Origin of the sequence: Nitratireductor sp. CH_MIT9313-5 (genome assembly GCF_037029545.1) — a bacterium.
Taxonomy (GTDB): Bacteria; Pseudomonadota; Alphaproteobacteria; order Rhizobiales; family Rhizobiaceae; genus Chelativorans.
The window spans coordinates 516,845-533,099 of the sequence record NZ_JAYMER010000011.1 but is presented as its reverse complement, the minus strand read 5'-3'; the positions used below and the strand labels follow the sequence as shown (position 1 = coordinate 533,099).

The window sequence follows — 16,255 nt, the reverse complement described above, 5'->3', positions numbered from 1 at the left end:
GAAGGTCCAGGAACCGCCGGTCACCGTTGCGGTGCCCGTGATGGTTCCGCCTGCACCATCATCAAGCGTGATCTCGACCAGCGCCCCGTCTTCGCCCGTACCGGTGAAGGTCGGTGTCGCATCATTGGTGATGCCATCGGCCGGGTCAGCGCCCGTGTCATCGCTAAAGCTGTCGATGGTGGGCGGGGCCACGACCGTATCAACAGTGACGGGGAAGCTGTTCGACGGACCCGACACATTGCCTGCAATGTCGGTCTGGATGGCCGTCGCTGTCCATGTGCCGTCGGCCAGATCGGCAGGCGGGGTGAAGGTCCACGAGCCGCCTGTCACCGTTGCCGTCCCGGTTACAGTTCCGCCTGCACCATCATCAAGCGTGATCTCGACCAGTGCGCCGTCTTCGCCAGTACCGGTTAAGGTCGGTGTCGCATCATTGGTGATGCCATCGGCTGGATCTACGCCCGTATCGTCGCTGAAGCTGTCGATTGTGGGCGGGATGATGGTTGTATCAACGGTCAGCGGAAGGCTGTTCGATGGCCCCGACACATTGCCCGCGATGTCGGTCTGAATGGCCGTCGCCGTCCAGGTGCCATCAGCCAGATCGGCAGGCGGGGTGAAGGTCCAGGAACCGCCGGTCACCGTTGCGGTGCCCGTGATGGTGCCGCCAGCGCCATCATCAAGCGTGATCTCGACCAGCGCACCTTCCTCGCCCGTACCGGTGAAGGTCGGTGTCGCATCATTGGTGATGCCATCGGCCGGGTCGGCGCCCGTATCGTCGCTAAAGCTGTCGATAGTGGGCGGGATGATGGTTGTATCAACGGTCACCGGAAGGCTGTTTGACGGACCCGACACATTGCCTGCAATGTCGGTCTGGATGGCCGTCGCCGTCCATGTGCCGTCAGCCAGGTCAGCCGGCGGAGTGAAACTCCACGAGCCGCCTGTGACCGTTGCGGTGCCCGTGATGGTGCCGCCAGCGCCATCATCAAGCGTGATCTCGACCAATGCGTCCTCTTCGCCCGTACCGGTGAAGGTCGGTGTCGCATCATTGGTGATGCCATCGGCCGGGTCGGCGCCCGTATCGTCGCTGAAGCTGTCGATGGTGGGCGGAATGATGGTCGTGTCGACCGTCACCGGAAGGCTGTTCGATGGCCCCGACACATTGCCCGCGATGTCGGTCTGAATGGCCGTCGCCGTCCAGGTGCCGTCAGCCAGATCAGCCGGCGGAGTGAAACTCCACGATCCGCCGGTCACCGTTGCGGTGCCCGTAATGGTGCCGCCAGCGCCATCATCAAGCGTGATGTCAACCAGCGCACCCTCTTCGCCGGTACCGGTGAAGGTCGGTGTCGCATCATTTGTGATGCCATCGGCGGGGTCAGCGCCCGTGTCATCGGTGAAGCTGTCGATGGTTGGTGGAATGATGGTCGTGTCCACCGTCACCGGGAGACTGTTGGAGACCGTTGAGACATTGCCTGCAATGTCGGTCTGGATGGCCGTCGCTGTCCATGTGCCATCGGCCAGATCGGCAGGCGGGGTGAAGGTCCATGAGCCGCCGGTGACCGTTGCCGTGCCGGTTACGGTTCCGCCTGCACCATCATCAAGCGTGATCTCGACCAGCGCTCCCTCTTCGCCAGTACCGGTGAAGGTCGGTGTCGCATCATTGGTGATGCCATCGGCTGGATCTACGCCCGTATCGTCGCTGAAGCTGTCGATTGTGGGCGGAATGATGGTCGTGTCTACCGTCACCGGGAGACTGTTGGAGACCGTTGAGACATTGCCTGCAATGTCGGTCTGGATGGCCGTCGCTGTCCATGTGCCGTCAGCCAGATCGGCAGGTGGAGTGAAGGTCCAGGAACCGCCGGTCACCGTTGCGGTGCCCGTGATGGTTCCGCCTGCACCATCATCAAGCGTGATCTCGACCAGCGCGCCATCTTCGCCAGTACCGGTGAAGGTCGGTGTCGCATCATTGGTGATGCCATCGGCCGGATCAGCGCCCGTGTCATCGCTAAAGCTGTCGATGGTGGGCGGGGCCACGACCGTATCAACAGTGACGGGGAAGCTGTTCGACGGACCCGACACATTGCCTGCAATGTCGGTCTGGATGGCCGTCGCTGTCCATGTTCCGTCAGCCAGATCGGCAGGCGGGGTGAAGGTCCACGAGCCGCCGGTTACCGTTGCCGTGCCTGTTACGGTTCCGCCTGCACCATCATCAAGCGTGATCTCGACCAGCGCTCCCTCTTCGCCGGTACCGGTGAAGGTCGGGGTCGCATCATTGGTAATCCCATCAGCCGGGTCAGACCCGGAATCCTGCGAAATGCTGTCGATGGTGGGAGGTATGATGGTCGTGTCCACCGTAACCGGGAGACTGTTCGACGGACCGGATACATTGCCCGCAATGTCGGTCTGAATGGCAGTCGCTGTCCATGTGCCGTCAGCCAGATCGACCGGCGGAGTGAAACTCCACGATCCGCCGGTCACCGTTGCGGTTCCGGTCACGGTGCCGCCAGCGCCATCATCAAGTGTGATCTCGACCAGCGCACCTTCCTCGCCCGTGCCGGTGAAGGTCGGTGTCGCATCATTGGTGATGCCATCGGCCGGGTCGGCGCCCGTGTCATCGCTGAAGCTGTCGATGACCGGTGGTACAATGGATGTATCGACCGTGACACTCATGGGAGCGGAGGGAGCCGACTCGGGATTGCCTGCGACGTCAATCTGAGTTGCAGATACGCTGTATGTCGCATCTGCAAGCACTGTACCGGTATGGTCAAACGTCCAGGCTCCTGTTCCATCCGCGGTTTCGGAGCCAACCTCGACGCCATCAATGAAGATCTTCACCAATGCATTCGGCTCGGCCGTGCCCGTGAAGACCAGCGTGTTGTCGCTCGTGATACCGTCACCGACGACGCCCGTGTCGTCCAGGAAGTTGTCGACGGTCGGCGGAGCCGAGGGCAGTGGTGTCTCGCCACCGCCATTCGTATCAACAGTAACCGGCAGCGGAGCAGAGGGAGCGGAAGGAGGATTGCCTGCCGCATCATGCTGTGTCGCCGTAACGACATGGTCACCATCGGGGAGAACCGTAGCCGTATGGTCAAAGGTCCAGCTGCCATCGGTGCCCACGGTGGTGGTGCCAACTTCGACACCGTCAACATAGACAGTAAGGGTCAACCCAGGTTCACCGGTGCCCGTGAATACAAGGGTGGGATCATTGGTGATGCCATCGCCGACCACACCGCTGTCATCGGCAAAGCTGTCGACGGTTGGCGGTTCTGAAGGTTGCGGGATCGCACCACCGCCATTGGTGTCTACGGTTACTGGAAGCGGGGCGGATGGCGCAGACGGCGGATTACCGGCAGGATCCTGCTGGGTGGCGGTGACCTCATAGTCACCATCATCCAGAACGGTCTGCGAGTGGTCCAGCGTCCAGCTCCCGTCGGAGCCCACGCTTGCCGTGCCAATTTCTGCGCCGTTCAGATACACCGTCACTGTGGAGCCAGCTTCACCCGTACCGGCAAAGATCAGGGTCGCATCATTGGTGATACCGTCACCCACAACCCCGCTGTCATCGGCGAAACTGTCGACCCTCGGTGGCTGTGAAGGCAGTGGCGTGGCACCTCCGCCATTGGTATCCACGGTGACGGGCAGCGGGGCTGAAGGGGCGGAAGGCGGGTTGCCTGCCGCGTCCTGTTGCGTTGCCGTTACCTCATAGTTTCCGTCATCCAGCACGGTACCCGTATGGTCCAGGCTCCAATCACCGTTCGGATCAGCGAGTGCGGTGCCGATTTCGGCTCCATCGAGCAACACGGTCACCGTAGCACCCGGCTCTGCCGTGCCGGAGAAGATCAGGGTTGCGTCATTGGTGACGCCATCACCGACCACACCGCTGTCGTCGGCGAAGCTGTCGACGGTTGGTGGCTGCGCAGGCAGCGGCGTTGTGCCGCCGCCATTCGTATCCACTGTCACCGGTAGCGCTGCAGACGGTGCCGAGGGTGGATTCCCGGCGGTATCCTGCTGGGTAGCGGTGACCTGATACTCCCCGTCAGGTAGAACCGTGTCGGTGTAATCGAAAGTCCAGTTGCCCTCGGGATCCACATTCGCAGTGCCGATTTCCGTACCGTCCACCAGGACAGTAACAACAGCCCCGGGCTCACCGGTTCCTGCGAATACCAGCGTTGGATCATTCGTGATGCCATCGCCGACAATACCTGAATCATCCGAGAAACTGTCCACCGTCGGAGAAGCGGAAGGCTGCGGGGTGGCGCCACCGCCATTTGTATCGATTGTGACGGGGAGCGGTTGCGACGACGCTGACGCCGGATTGCCCGCAGCATCCTGTTGGGACGCGGTAACAGCGTATGAACCGTCAGGAATCACGGTATCCGAATGGTCGAATGTCCAGCTTCCATCTTCACCCACCGTGGTGGTTCCGATGGCCTCGCCATCCAGATACACAGTCAGGGTGGAGCCGGGCTTGCCGGTGCCGGAGAAAATCAGCGTCGCATCATTCGTGATGCCATCGCCGATGATGCCGCTGTCCTCAGTGAAGGCATCAACGGTGGGCGGGGCGGAAGGACGCGGATTCTCGCCGCCGCCATTGGTGTCGATGATGATCGGGAATGGAGGCGACGCCTCCGACATCTCTCCATCGTCGCCCCGTTGCCTCGCTGTAAATTCGTGGCGGCCATCGGGCAGCGGCTCGGTCAGCTCGACGCTCCATTTGCCATTGGACACAACGGCGGAGCCTACCGGCTCGCCATTGACGAAAAGCGTCACGACCGTTCCGTCCGGTGCATCCGATGATCCGGAGATTGTGGGGCGTGCATCGTTCGTGACACCATCGCCTTTAGCACCGCTATCCTCACCAAAAGATTCAATGGTCGGAGCCGACAAGGCCCGCGGAGGCGGCGGGGGATCGCCGCCGCCACTGGCCAGAGCGATCGCAGCTCCTGCGGCACCCAGCGCCATGATAAGTGGAGTGATCGAGCCCCCGAAGTCACCGAAACCGACATTGGAACACAGCTCATCCAGCACGACATCGGCCAGCAGACCCGGCAGATCGTCGGCAAAGCCGACATGGACGAAGCAATCGCTGTCGTCGTCGAGAAGCTGCAGAGCAGGTCGGGAAGCCTCATCTTCCTCTTCGAAGAAGTCGTTGAGGATGATGGATTCACCGCTCTTCAGGTAGAGCACCAGGTCGTCGCCACTGCGCTGATACTCCAGAACCTCGTCACGTCGCAGATGAAGCCTGGCAATGGAAAGGCCGCTGACGTCGAAGCTTGGCTGACTGCCGGCAAGAACTACCTGCTGTGCCTGGCTATTGGATGGCGTGGTGAATTCGAGGAGTTTATCCATAGAAACGTTCCCTGCAGACCGCTGCCTGGTCTTGTCGAACGCCCCCACTTTGAAAACTGAGATGCCGGGCAAACCGACACCAACACGCCCAGTCTGGTTATAAAAGGTTGCTTTTTGGTTTACTTTTCGACCACAGATTGAATTATCAGCTGCGGCTTGCGCGATTTATCCGGATGCGCCACATCAGGGATCTGAGACAGTTTTGCGAATTGCCCGTGTGGCAGTGTGTTTGGGAGATGGGTGATGCAGGCGCGGTTTATCGACGAAAATTTTGCTGTGGCACCTCAGATTGCCGCCGCTCATGTCGAGGCGATTGCCGAGGCGGGTTTCAAGACGATCATCTGCAACCGACCCGATACGGAAGACGGTGCCGTTCCGCATGATGAAGTACAGAAGGCTGCCGAGGATGCCGGCCTCACCTTCCGCTTTCTGCCCGTGGTCAGCGGCCAGATCAGCGATGACGACGTGCAGCAGATGGGTGCGATCCTGCGCGAGGTTCCCAAGCCGGTGCTGGCTTACTGCCGCAGTGGCGGACGCTGCATGAACCTCTATGGAATGGTTCAGCAGGCGGGTGCCTGAAGCCACGGCACTGTCCCTTCAAAGCGGCAATGCGCCGGTCTCCTTGAGGGTCTGAAGCACGATCGCGGTTTTGACATGCTGCACTGACTGGTGCGGCAGTAGCACCTCGTTGACGAAATCGGACAGCGACTTCAAATCCGGCGTGACGACCTTCAGAAGATAATCCATCTCGCCTGTCAGCGCGTGCGCCTCGAGCACCTCCGGCAGGCCCGAAAGCAACTCGGCAAAGCGCCGTGCATTGTCCGGGCTGTGGGTGGCCAGCGTCACGGTGATGATGTTCACCAGTGACAATCCCAAGAGATCGCGGTCAAGAACAGCACGATAGGAGCGGATCAGTCCCGCCTCCTCCAGCCGCTGGCGTCGGCGCGAGCACTGGGACGGTGAGAGGTTGATCCGTTCCGACAGATCGTTGTTCGTCAAACGCGCATCCTGCTGCAGATGCGCCAATATCTTGCGGTCGAACTGATCAAGCTGCGCCTTGTCCACTGCATTCCTCCGCTACATGCACAATCCGTGCATCAATGAAGCATCTTCTCCTCCACTATGCAAAGCACTTGCACCGCACCGGCGGTAAAATGCGTGCAATCGAGATTTGCTTGAGGAGGAGTTGAGAATGGGTCCGTTTCCGCATGACGCGCCGCCGGCAGAAATCACGAAGGAGAACCCGGCTGGCACGGATGGTTTCGAATTTGTGGAATTCGCTCATCCCGAGCCGGAAAAGCTCGCCGAGCTTTTCACGAAGATGGGCTATAGCGAGGTCGCGCGCCACAAGACGAAGAAGATCTCGGTCTGGCGGCAGGGCGACATCAATTACATCGTGAATGCGGAGCCTGGCAGCCATGCCATGCGCTTTGTCGATGATCACGGCCCCTGCGCGCCTTCCATGGCGTGGCGCGTGGTTGATGCCAAACACGCCTTCGATCACGCTGTCTCCAAGGGTGCCGAACCCTATGAAGGCGACGACAAGACGCTGGACGTGCCTGCCATTGTCGGCATTGGCGGCTCTCTTCTCTATTTCGTGGAAACCTATGGCGAGAAGGGCTCGGCCTATGACGCCGAATTCGACTGGATCGGCGAGCGCGACCCGAAGCCGGAAGGTGTGGGCTTCTACTATCTCGATCACCTGACCCACAATGTCTATCGCGGCAATATGGACAAGTGGTGGGCCTTCTATCGCGAGCTTTTCGGCTTCACGCAGATCCACTATTTCGACATTGACGGGCGCATTACCGGCCTTGTCTCACGCGCGATCACCTCGCCTTGCGGCAAGATCCGCATTCCGCTGAACGAGTCGAAGGACGAGACCAGCCAGATCGTCGAATATCTGAAAAAGTACAAGGGCGAAGGCATCCAGCATATCGCCGTTGGCACCGAAGGCATCTATGACGCGACCGACCGTCTTGCGAACAATGGCCTGAAATTCATGCCCGGACCACCGGAGGTCTATTACGAGAAGAGCTTCGAGCGCGTGAAGGGCCATGATGAGCCGATCGAGCGCATGAAGAAGCACGGCATCCTTATCGATGGCGAAGGTGTGGTGAATGGCGGCATGACCAAGATCCTGCTGCAGATTTTCTCGAAGACCGTCATCGGGCCGATCTTCTTCGAGTTCATCCAGCGCAAGGGTGACGAAGGCTTCGGTGAAGGTAATTTCCGCGCGCTCTTCGAGAGCATCGAGGAAGATCAGATCAGGCGCGGTGTCATCAAGATTGATGCGGCGGAATAGCTACCAGAGCTGCAACAGGGTCTGGCCGAACCAGGCCAGGCCCACAATCACCACCAGTCCATAGCCCAGGCGCAACGACCAGCGCGCCAAGCGGTAGCGGCCGCCCTCCTCCATGCCGTGGGCAAAGGCGCGCAGATCGTCATTGATATAGCTGCGCATATGCCTTTCAGCACGCTTGTCCGCTGCTCTGCGCAGCGAGACGAAGCGGACAAGCGCCTCGTCCTCAGACCAGCCGAAGCGCTCCTTCTCCAGACGAAAAGAAAGGTTGAGAAGGATCGCCCAGCCCAGCGCGACGAGGGCAAGCCCGACGCCAAGCAGGGTCAAGATGAAGGTCATCGGATTCAGCTGCCTCCCGTGGATTCAGCTCTCAGCTTATCCTCATCATGCTCAGCAGCACCAGTGACTGCACTATTCCCCATGGCGTTATCGCACCAAGCCCCAGTGCAGCCACCGACGCAAAGCCGGTCCAGACGCCTATGGCCCTTGCGACCCATCTGACCGGCTCTGTCTTCCAGGCCCAGATTGCAAGCCCGATATTCGTCCCAAGCAGCAACAGGATGTAGACGATACCCAGTGCGATTCTGGCTGCTCCGGGTTCTCCCGATGAATACAACATGCCGAAGATTGGCCGCATCAACAAACCCAGGATTGGTATACCCGCCAGGTTGAAGATCAGAAACAACAGCCCCGCACTACCAATCCTGAATTTCTGCAAATCTAGTCCCTCGGTTCAACCACCTGCTCGATCGCGCCGAAAATGGAGTGACCTTCGTTGTCGCGCATTTCGATGCGGACAGTATCACCGAATTGCAGAAAAGGTGTCTGCGGCTTATCGGCCTCAATCGTCTCGATCATGCGGATCTCCGCAATGCAGGAATAGCCCACGCCGCCCTCTTCAATCCGCTTGCCCGGACCACCGTCGAGTTTGTTAGACACCGTGCCCGAACCGATGATCGAGCCAGCGCAGAGCGGCCGCGTTTTGGCGGCATGCGCGATCAGTGTCGGGAAATCAAAGGTCATATCGTCCCCTGCATTCGCTCGACCGAAGGGCTTGCCGTTGAGATCGACACAGAGCGGCAGATGCAGCTTGCCGCCATCCCATGCTTCACCCAGTTCGTCAGGCGTAACCGCGACCGGGGAGAAGGCTGAAGACGGCTTGGACTGGAAGAAGCCGAAGCCCTTGGCAAGCTCACCGGGGATGAGGCCGCGCAGGGAGACATCATTGACGAGCATGACAAGGCGGATTGCATTGCGTGCCTCTTCGGGCGTGGCACCAATGGGTACGTCATCGGTTATGACGGCGACCTCGCCTTCCATGTCGATGCCCCAGGTCTCATCAGCCATGCGGATCGGATCGCGAGGTGCGAGGAAGCTGTCGGAGCCCCCCTGATACATTAGGGGATCCTCCCAGAAGCTCTGCGGCATCTCGGCCCCGCGCGCCTTTCGCACCAGTTCGACATGATTCACATAGGCCGAACCATCCGCCCACTGATAGGCGCGTGGCAGTGGCGACATGGCGTCATGTTCATGAAAGCGTTCTGCCGGCACCGCGCCATGCTCCAGGCTTTCGGCCAGCGCCTCCAGATGCGGAGAGACGCGCGCCCAGTCATCCAACGCCGCCTGCATGGTGCGTGCAAGAAAGGAGGCGTCGGTATAGCGGGTCAAATCGCGCGAAACCACGACCAGCCGCCCGTCGCGGGTGCCGTCCTTCAAACTGGCTAGCTTCAAGATGTTCCTCCTCGAAATGATTTATCTGCCATGCAGTCTCTACCGCATGGCTCTCCCCCTGCCTGACATGGGTCAGCAGCAAGAGCAGCCTGTCAACTCCAATCACCTTCGGGCGTGCCGTTGAACCGCTTCTTCAGACCGCTCCAGCAATCGATATAGTCATCCTGGAGCGTGCTGCTCATGGCTGCAAAACGGGTCACATGCTGGGGAAAGCGGGTTTCGAACATGAAAGCCATCGTGTCTTCCAGCTTGACCGGCTTCAGCTCGGCGCGGGTCGCCTTCTCATAGCCGAAGGCGTCCGGCCCATGTGGCAGCATCATGTTGTGCAGCGATATGCCGCCGGGCACGAAGCCCTTCTCCTTGGCGTCGTACTGGCCTTTGATAAGGCCCATGAACTCGCTCATGATGTTGCGGTGGTACCAGGGGGGACGGAAGGTGTGCTCTGCCACCATCCAGCGCGGCGGGAAGATGACGAAATCGACATTCGCCGTCCCCTCCTCTCCGCTCGGTGCCGTCAGCACCGTAAAGATTGATGGGTCGGGATGGTCGAACAGGATCGCGCCCACCGGCGAGAAGGTGGAGAGATCATATTTGTAGGGCGCGTAATTGCCATGCCAGGCCACCACGTCCAGCGGTGAGTGGTCGATTTCCGTCTGGTAAAAGCGGCCGCACCATTTCACCTTCAGATGAGTGGGCTCGTCGCGCTCCTCGAACCATGCGACCGGCGTCTTGAAATCGCGCGGATTGGCCAGGCAATTCGCGCCTATGGGGCCGCGGTCGGGCAGCGTGAACTTTGCGCCGTAATTCTCGCAGATATAACCGCGCACGGGGCCATCCAGCAGCTCGACCCGGAAGATCATGCCGCGCGGCACAAGCGCGATCTCGCCGGGGTGAACATCCATGATGCCCATTTCGGTCAGGATACGGATACCGCCATGCTGGGGCACAATCAGCATCTCCCCATCGGCATTGAAGAAATGCTCGTCCACCATGTCATTGCTGGCAACATAGACTTGGGATGCCATACCCGACTGCCCTTGCGCATCGCCGGCGGTGGTTATCGTGCGGATGCCGGAGATGAAGGTCGTGCCCTCTGCTGGAAGCGGCAGCGGGTCCCACCGCAACTGGCCAAGCGGCAGTTCATGCTCATCATGATCCGGGCCGGTCTTCCAGTAATTGTGGGTAACGGGCTTGAAGCGTCCAGTGTGCTTCACCGACGGGCGGATGCGATATAGCCACGAACGTTCATTCGTCCCGCGCGGGGCGGTGAAGGGCGAGCCTGAAAGCTGTTCGGCGTAAAGCCCGAAAGCCGGGCGCTGCGGGGAGTTCTGCCCCTGCGGCAATGCGCCCTGCAGGCTCTCTGTCTCGAAATCATTCCCGAAGCCGGGCATGTAGCGCAGCGACATGGCTTCCTCCCTTGCACCCTGTTTGTTACATTCGTAACCGTTGAAAATGTAACTATCAACGGATGCGCCAGCCATGGCTGATGATGTTCTGATACTCGAGGATTTCCTGCCCTATCGCCTCAACCGGCTGGCCGAGGCTGTCAGCCGCGACTTCTCCCGCATCTATCGCGAGCGCTATGGCCTGACCCGCCCCGAATGGCGCACACTCGCAGCGCTTGGCCAATACTGCACGATGACCGCCACGCAAATCGGCGCGAATTCGGCCATGCACAAAACGAAGGTCAGTCGGGCTGTGGCGGAGCTTGAAAGGCGCGGGTGGCTCTTGCGCGAAACGGACCCTTCGGACCGACGCGTGGAACATCTGCAACTATCCAGATCGGGCACTGCCGCCTATCGCGCCCTGGTGCCGCTGGCGAAAGACTATGAGAGGAAATTGCTTGCAGCGCTTGAAGCTGCCGAGCAGGCGAATGTCGTTGCGGGAATGAGCGCGCTGGAGCGCGTGGTGAACGAGAAATCGTCTTGACGGAGCGCGCAACAAACACCACATTGAAATGGTCATTTTGACCAGAGTTGAATCGATGAAGTCCGTACCCGCGACAGAGGCCAAGGCTCGTTTTTCCTCCCTGCTGGGCGATGTCCAGCGCGGCGAAACAGTACATATCACCCGGCATGGAAAAACAATTGCCACGCTGGGCCCCGCCGGCAATGTCGAATCCGGGGACGTTCGTGCAGCGATCAACCGCATGCACAAGCTGCGTCGCGCCATATCTTCCGGTGAGACGCTAGAAGATTTGCTGGCCTTTCGACATTCAGAACACCGCTATTGATGCCCTTCGTCCTGGATGCCTCAATCACCGCTGCCTGGCTCCTTCCGGACGAAACACACGCAATGGCCGATGCGGCTGAGGAGCGGATGCTTCATGACCATGCCGTCGTTCCGGCGGTCTGGGCGCTTGAAGTGCACAATCTGCTACTCGTCTGCGAACGTCGAGGGCGCCACAGCCGAGAGACAACGGATTCGATACTCGCCAACCTCTCAGATTATCCAATCTTCGAGGACACCGAGGGTTCAGGCGCCATAATGCTTGAACTCGCCCGGCAAAACCTACTCAGCATTTACGACGCCAGCTATCTGGAGCTGGCCATGCGGCTGAAAATTCCTCTTGCGACACTCGACAAGGCTTTGCAGAGAGCCGCGGCCAAGCATGATGTGCCATTGATCTGAGTGACTATTCCCAATCCATCACCACCTTGCTGGCGGTGCCGGAGCGCATGGCTTCGAAGCCGCCCTTGTAGTCGTCGATGCCGATGCGGTGGGTGATGATACCGGAGACGTCGAGCGGGCCCTGCACCAGCGCGATCATCTTGTACCAGGTCTCGAACATCTCGCGCCCATAGATGCCCTTCAGCGTCAGCATCTTGAAGATGACCTTGTTCCAGTCGATCTCGAAACCGGTCGGCGCGATGCCCAGAATGGCGATCTTGCCACCATTGTTCATGGCGTCGATCATGTCGCGGAAGGCAGGCGCGGCGCCGGACATTTCAAGCCCCACGTCAAAGCCTTCGGTCATGCCGATGCGGCTCATCACGTCGGGCAGCTTTTCTTCAGCTGCATTCACCGTGTGCTGAACGCCCACCTTCTTCGCAAGCTCCAGCCTGCCCGGATTGATGTCGGTGATGACGACCTTGCGCGCACCGACACTCTGCGCCACCAGTGCGCCCATGATGCCGATGGGCCCGGCGCCCGTCACCAGCACATCCTCGCCCACGAGATCGAAGGAAAGTGCGGTGTGAACGGCATTGCCCAGCGGATCGAAGATGGCTGCAATCTCGTCGGGCACATCATCGGGGATGGGCACCACATTATGCTGCGGCAGCGAGACATATTCGGCGAAGGTGCCGGCCCGCTGAACGCCGACGCCCAGCGTATTGCGGCACAAATGTCCGCGCCCCGCGCGACAGTTGCGGCAGTGGCCGCAGACAATGTGCCCCTCGCCCGAAACCCGCTGACCGGGCTTGTATTCGCTGACGGCAGAGCCAACCTCGACCACCTCGCCCATGAATTCGTGTCCCGTGACCAGCGGTACCGGCACGGTCTTCTGTGCCCACTGGTCCCAGTTCCAGATATGAACATCGGTGCCGCAGATGGCGGATTTCTTCACCTTGATGAGCACGTCGTTCGGGCCGATCTCCGGCACCGGCACACGTTCCATCCAAAGGCCTTCCTCCGCCTTCGACTTCACCAGGGCTTTCATCATGTTGGACATGCCGCGAAACCTTTCAATGCACTAGCGGGGATACCCCCTCTGGTCTGCCGACCATCTCCCCCTCAAGGGGGGAGATCAGAAGTGACGATGTTTTTGCCTATCGTCGGAAGCTGTGGAAGCGCGCTTGGCCTATCCCAGCCAATCTCCCCCCTTGAGGGGGAGATGTCCGGCAGGACAGAGGGGGGGTGCAGCGCCAACCTACGCAATCACCCCAAGCTCCCGCCCCACGATGCCAAACGCCTCCACCGCACGATCGATATCGGCTGAGGAATGCGCGGCCGACATCTGCGTGCGGATGCGCGCCTGGCCCTTCGGAACGACGGGGAAGGAAAAGCCGATCACATAGATGCCGTGATCCAGCAGCCGATCGGCCATTTTCGAGGCCAGCGCGGCGTCTCCCACCATCACCGGAATGATCGGATGATCGGCACCTGCCAGCGTAAAGCCCAGCTTTTCCATGCCCGTGCGAAAACGCGTCGCGTTGTCATAGAGGTGCCGGCGCAGGCTCGCGCCGTTCTGCACGATGTCGAAGACCTTCAGTGACGCCGCCGCAATCACCGGTGCAAGCGTATTGGAGAAAAGATAGGGCCGCGAGCGCTGGCGCAGCCATTCCACGACCTCCTTGCGCGCGCAGGTGTAGCCGCCGGACGCGCCACCAAGCGCCTTGCCAAGCGTACCGGTAATGATGTCCACGCGTCCTTCCACGCCGCAATATTCCGGCGTGCCGCGGCCATGCTCGCCGACGAAACCGACCGCGTGGCTGTCATCAACCATCACCATGGCGTCGTATTTCTCCGCCAGGTCGCAGATCGCGGGCAGATTGGCGATGATGCCATCCATGGAGAAGACGCCGTCGGTCGCGATCAGGCGGAAGCGCGCGTCGGACGCTTCCTTCAGGCGCTCCTCCAGTTCGGCCATGTCGTTGTTCGCATAGCGATAGCGCCGTGCCTTGCACAGGCGCACGCCATCAATGATCGAGGCATGATTGAGCGCATCCGAGATGATCGCATCATCGGGCCCAAGCAGCGTTTCAAAGAGGCCCGCATTGGCGTCGAAGCATGAGGAATAGAGGATCGTGTCTTCCATGCCGAGGAAGCTCGAAATCTTCGCTTCCAGCTCCTTGTGCTCCTCCTGCGTGCCGCAGATGAAACGCACCGAAGCCATGCCGTAGCCATAGCGGTCCAGCGCCTTCTTCGCGCTCTCGCGAAGCTCGCCATTGTCGGCGAGACCCAGATAGTTGTTGGCGCAGAAATTGAGCACATCCCTGCCGCCACTTTGAATGCGGGCGGACTGCGTGGATGTGATGACGCGCTCGGACTTGTAAAGCCCCGCCTCCTTCAGCCCTTCGATTTCACTCTTGATATGGGTCAGAAAGGCATCACTCATCAGGCACTCCGGAAGCAACGGAAATCACGGCGCACACATTTTCACGCGCGCAATAATCTTTCAAGCGAAGATGTGGGGTTGGGGTGTTTGGACGGCGGCGCGCGATACCCCGCTCTCAACACTCGCCTTCGTCATCCCATGGCTTGACCATGGGATCCATGCCTTTCCCGGTCCGCAACTGCATCGCGTCCGGCAGTGTGTACAATGTCACCGTACGGGCATGGATCCTCGGGTCAGGCCCGAGGATGACGAAGACGTGGCCGGGATGACACTCGCACGCGACTACTCCCCGCCTCAGTAAAACGCCTGCAGCCCCGTCTGCGCCCGACCCAGGATCAGCGCGTGGACGTCATGCGTGCCCTCATAGGTGTTGACGGTCTCCAGGTTCTGCGCGTGGCGCATGACGTGGTATTCGATCTGGATGCCGTTGCCGCCATGCATGTCGCGGGCCTGTCGTGCGATGTCGAGCGCCTTGCCGCAATTGTTGCGCTTGACGATGGAGATCATCTCCGGCGCCATCTTGCCCTCGTCGAAAAGACGACCCACGCGCAGCGAGCCCTGCAGGCCGAGCGCAATTTCCGTCTGCATGTCGGCAAGCTTCTTCTGGAAGAGCTGGGTCTGCGCCAGCGGCTTGTCGAACTGCTTGCGGTCGAGGCCATATTGGCGCGCGCGATGCCAGCAGTCTTCCGCAGCACCCATGGCACCCCAGGAAATGCCGTAGCGGGCGCGGTTGAGGCAGCCGAATGGACCCTTGAGGCCCGATACATTCGGCAGGAGCGCATCTTCGCTCACTTCCACGCCGTCCATGACGATCTCGCCGGTGATGGAAGCGCGCAGCGAAAGCTTGCCGCCGATCTTCGGAGCGGAAAGGCCCTTCATGCCTTTCTCAAGCACGAAACCGCGGATCTGGTTGTCATGGGCTTCCGACTTGGCCCAGACGACGAAAACATCGGCGATGGGTGAGTTGGAAATCCACATCTTGGAACCGGTCAGGTGATAGCCGCCATCGATCTTCTTTGCGCGCGTCTTCATGCCGCCGGGGTCGGAACCCGCATCCGGCTCAGTCAGGCCGAAACAGCCGATCCACTCGCCCGACGCCAGTTTCGGCAGATATTTCTTGCGCTGTTCTTCAGACCCATAGGCATGGATCGGATACATGACCAGCGAGGACTGCACGCTCATCATGGAGCGGTAGCCCGAATCCACGCGCTCGACTTCGCGCGCGACCAGACCATAGGCCACGTAGGACGCACCGACACCGCCATATTCTTCCGGGATCGTCACGCCAAGCAGACCCGCCTCGCCCATCTCGCGGAAGATGGAGGGATCGGTCTCCTCGTCGAGATAAGCCTTCTCCACGCGAGGCGCCAGCTTGTCGGCGGCGAAGGCGCGCGCGGCATCGCGGATCATCCGCTCCTCGTCGGTCAGCTGCTCCTCAAGCAGGAACGGATCGTCCCAGACGAAGTTCGAACCGGATGATTTCGCCGCGGATTTCTGTACTTCCATATTCATTCAAGCCTTCCTGATGCGGTTGCGCTCGCTCGAGCCGTCAGCAACCAGATGGTCTTAACCTGACCTCCGCCAATGCGGAAAAACCATACGCCAGAATGTGCCTTGCGCGGTACCAGCGCCAGCACTCCCGACGCCTGAGCGGTGCATACAGCTTCCTAGGCCAAACTGGCGCGGGCTTGAAATGATTTTTTGGGAGGGATGGGGGGGGGGGGTGGTTGTCGCGCTTCGCGCCCCTATTTCCGAAACCCGCCGACCTTCGACTTTTCCCAAAAGCGGCCACTCGTTGGGCGACGTGCAAAAGTTAATAA

At 60.3% G+C, this 16,255-nt stretch carries 14 protein-coding genes; 5 read left to right on the top strand and 9 right to left on the bottom strand.

Translation table 11 applies throughout. The features are described from left to right. Positions 1-5,343, bottom strand: a 5,343-nt coding sequence (locus WA367_RS06540; protein ID WP_336055968.1) for an Ig-like domain-containing protein, incomplete at its 3' end; no start/stop codon positions are given. 243 nt (positions 5,344-5,586) lie between these two features. On the opposite strand from WA367_RS06540, the gene WA367_RS06535 reads away from it, so the two are divergent. Next, complete coding sequence (locus tag WA367_RS06535) at positions 5,587-5,922, top strand: TIGR01244 family sulfur transferase (RefSeq protein ID WP_336055967.1); 336 nt, start codon at positions 5,587-5,589, stop codon at positions 5,920-5,922. A gap of 18 nt (positions 5,923-5,940) precedes the next feature. Here the strand turns inward: WA367_RS06535 and WA367_RS06530 are convergent, their stop codons facing one another. Further along, positions 5,941-6,408 (bottom strand): Lrp/AsnC family transcriptional regulator, encoded by a 468-nt coding sequence (locus tag WA367_RS06530; RefSeq protein WP_336055966.1) that lies wholly within the window; start codon positions 6,406-6,408, stop codon positions 5,941-5,943. A gap of 127 nt (positions 6,409-6,535) precedes the next feature. Between WA367_RS06530 and hppD the strand changes: the two genes are divergently transcribed. Continuing rightward, positions 6,536-7,648: a 4-hydroxyphenylpyruvate dioxygenase gene (gene hppD / locus WA367_RS06525; protein ID WP_336055965.1), complete on the top strand. Its 1,113-nt coding sequence runs from the start codon at positions 6,536-6,538 to the stop codon at positions 7,646-7,648. On the opposite strand, the gene WA367_RS06520 is transcribed toward hppD, so the two are convergent. From WA367_RS06520 to hmgA, 4 genes are all read right to left on the bottom strand, one after another. Continuing rightward, positions 7,649-7,984, bottom strand: a complete 336-nt coding sequence (locus tag WA367_RS06520) for a hypothetical protein (RefSeq protein ID WP_336055964.1) — start codon at positions 7,982-7,984, stop codon at positions 7,649-7,651. Between the two features lie 31 nt (positions 7,985-8,015). Next, positions 8,016-8,363 (bottom strand): hypothetical protein, encoded by a 348-nt coding sequence (locus WA367_RS06515; protein WP_336055963.1) that lies wholly within the window; start codon positions 8,361-8,363, stop codon positions 8,016-8,018. 2 nt (positions 8,364-8,365) lie between these two features. Further along, entirely contained in the window at positions 8,366-9,376 is a 1,011-nt protein-coding gene (locus tag WA367_RS06510) for a fumarylacetoacetate hydrolase family protein (RefSeq protein WP_336055962.1), read from the bottom strand. A gap of 92 nt (positions 9,377-9,468) precedes the next feature. Next, positions 9,469-10,782 (bottom strand): homogentisate 1,2-dioxygenase, encoded by a 1,314-nt coding sequence (gene hmgA, locus WA367_RS06505; RefSeq protein ID WP_336055961.1) that lies wholly within the window; start codon positions 10,780-10,782, stop codon positions 9,469-9,471. 73 nt (positions 10,783-10,855) lie between these two features. Between hmgA and WA367_RS06500 the strand changes: the two genes are divergently transcribed. Genes WA367_RS06500 through WA367_RS06490 form a run of 3 tightly spaced genes read left to right on the top strand, consistent with a single transcriptional unit; the run spans position 10,856 to position 12,007 of the window. Next, complete coding sequence (locus tag WA367_RS06500) at positions 10,856-11,305, top strand: MarR family winged helix-turn-helix transcriptional regulator (RefSeq protein ID WP_336055960.1); 450 nt, start codon at positions 10,856-10,858, stop codon at positions 11,303-11,305. A 55-nt stretch (positions 11,306-11,360) separates the two neighbouring features. Further along, positions 11,361-11,609: a type II toxin-antitoxin system Phd/YefM family antitoxin gene (locus WA367_RS06495; RefSeq protein ID WP_336055959.1), complete on the top strand. Its 249-nt coding sequence runs from the start codon at positions 11,361-11,363 to the stop codon at positions 11,607-11,609. Next, positions 11,609-12,007, top strand: a complete 399-nt coding sequence (locus WA367_RS06490) for a type II toxin-antitoxin system VapC family toxin (protein WP_336055958.1) — start codon at positions 11,609-11,611, stop codon at positions 12,005-12,007. Before WA367_RS06495 ends, WA367_RS06490 begins: the two co-directional genes overlap by 1 nt. Before the next feature lie 4 nt (positions 12,008-12,011). Here the strand turns inward: WA367_RS06490 and tdh are convergent, their stop codons facing one another. The 3 genes from tdh to WA367_RS06475 all read right to left on the bottom strand — a co-directional run bounded on the left by tdh (position 12,012) and on the right by WA367_RS06475 (position 15,941). Beyond that, on the bottom strand, positions 12,012-13,049 hold the full coding sequence (tdh, locus tag WA367_RS06485) for an L-threonine 3-dehydrogenase (protein ID WP_336055957.1): 1,038 nt from the start codon (positions 13,047-13,049) through the stop codon (positions 12,012-12,014). Between the two features lie 198 nt (positions 13,050-13,247). Continuing rightward, complete coding sequence (locus WA367_RS06480; protein WP_336055956.1) at positions 13,248-14,435, bottom strand: glycine C-acetyltransferase; 1,188 nt, start codon at positions 14,433-14,435, stop codon at positions 13,248-13,250. 294 nt (positions 14,436-14,729) lie between these two features. Beyond that, entirely contained in the window at positions 14,730-15,941 is a 1,212-nt protein-coding gene (locus tag WA367_RS06475) for an acyl-CoA dehydrogenase (RefSeq protein WP_336056057.1), read from the bottom strand. Positions 15,942-16,255: the final 314 nt, after the last annotated feature.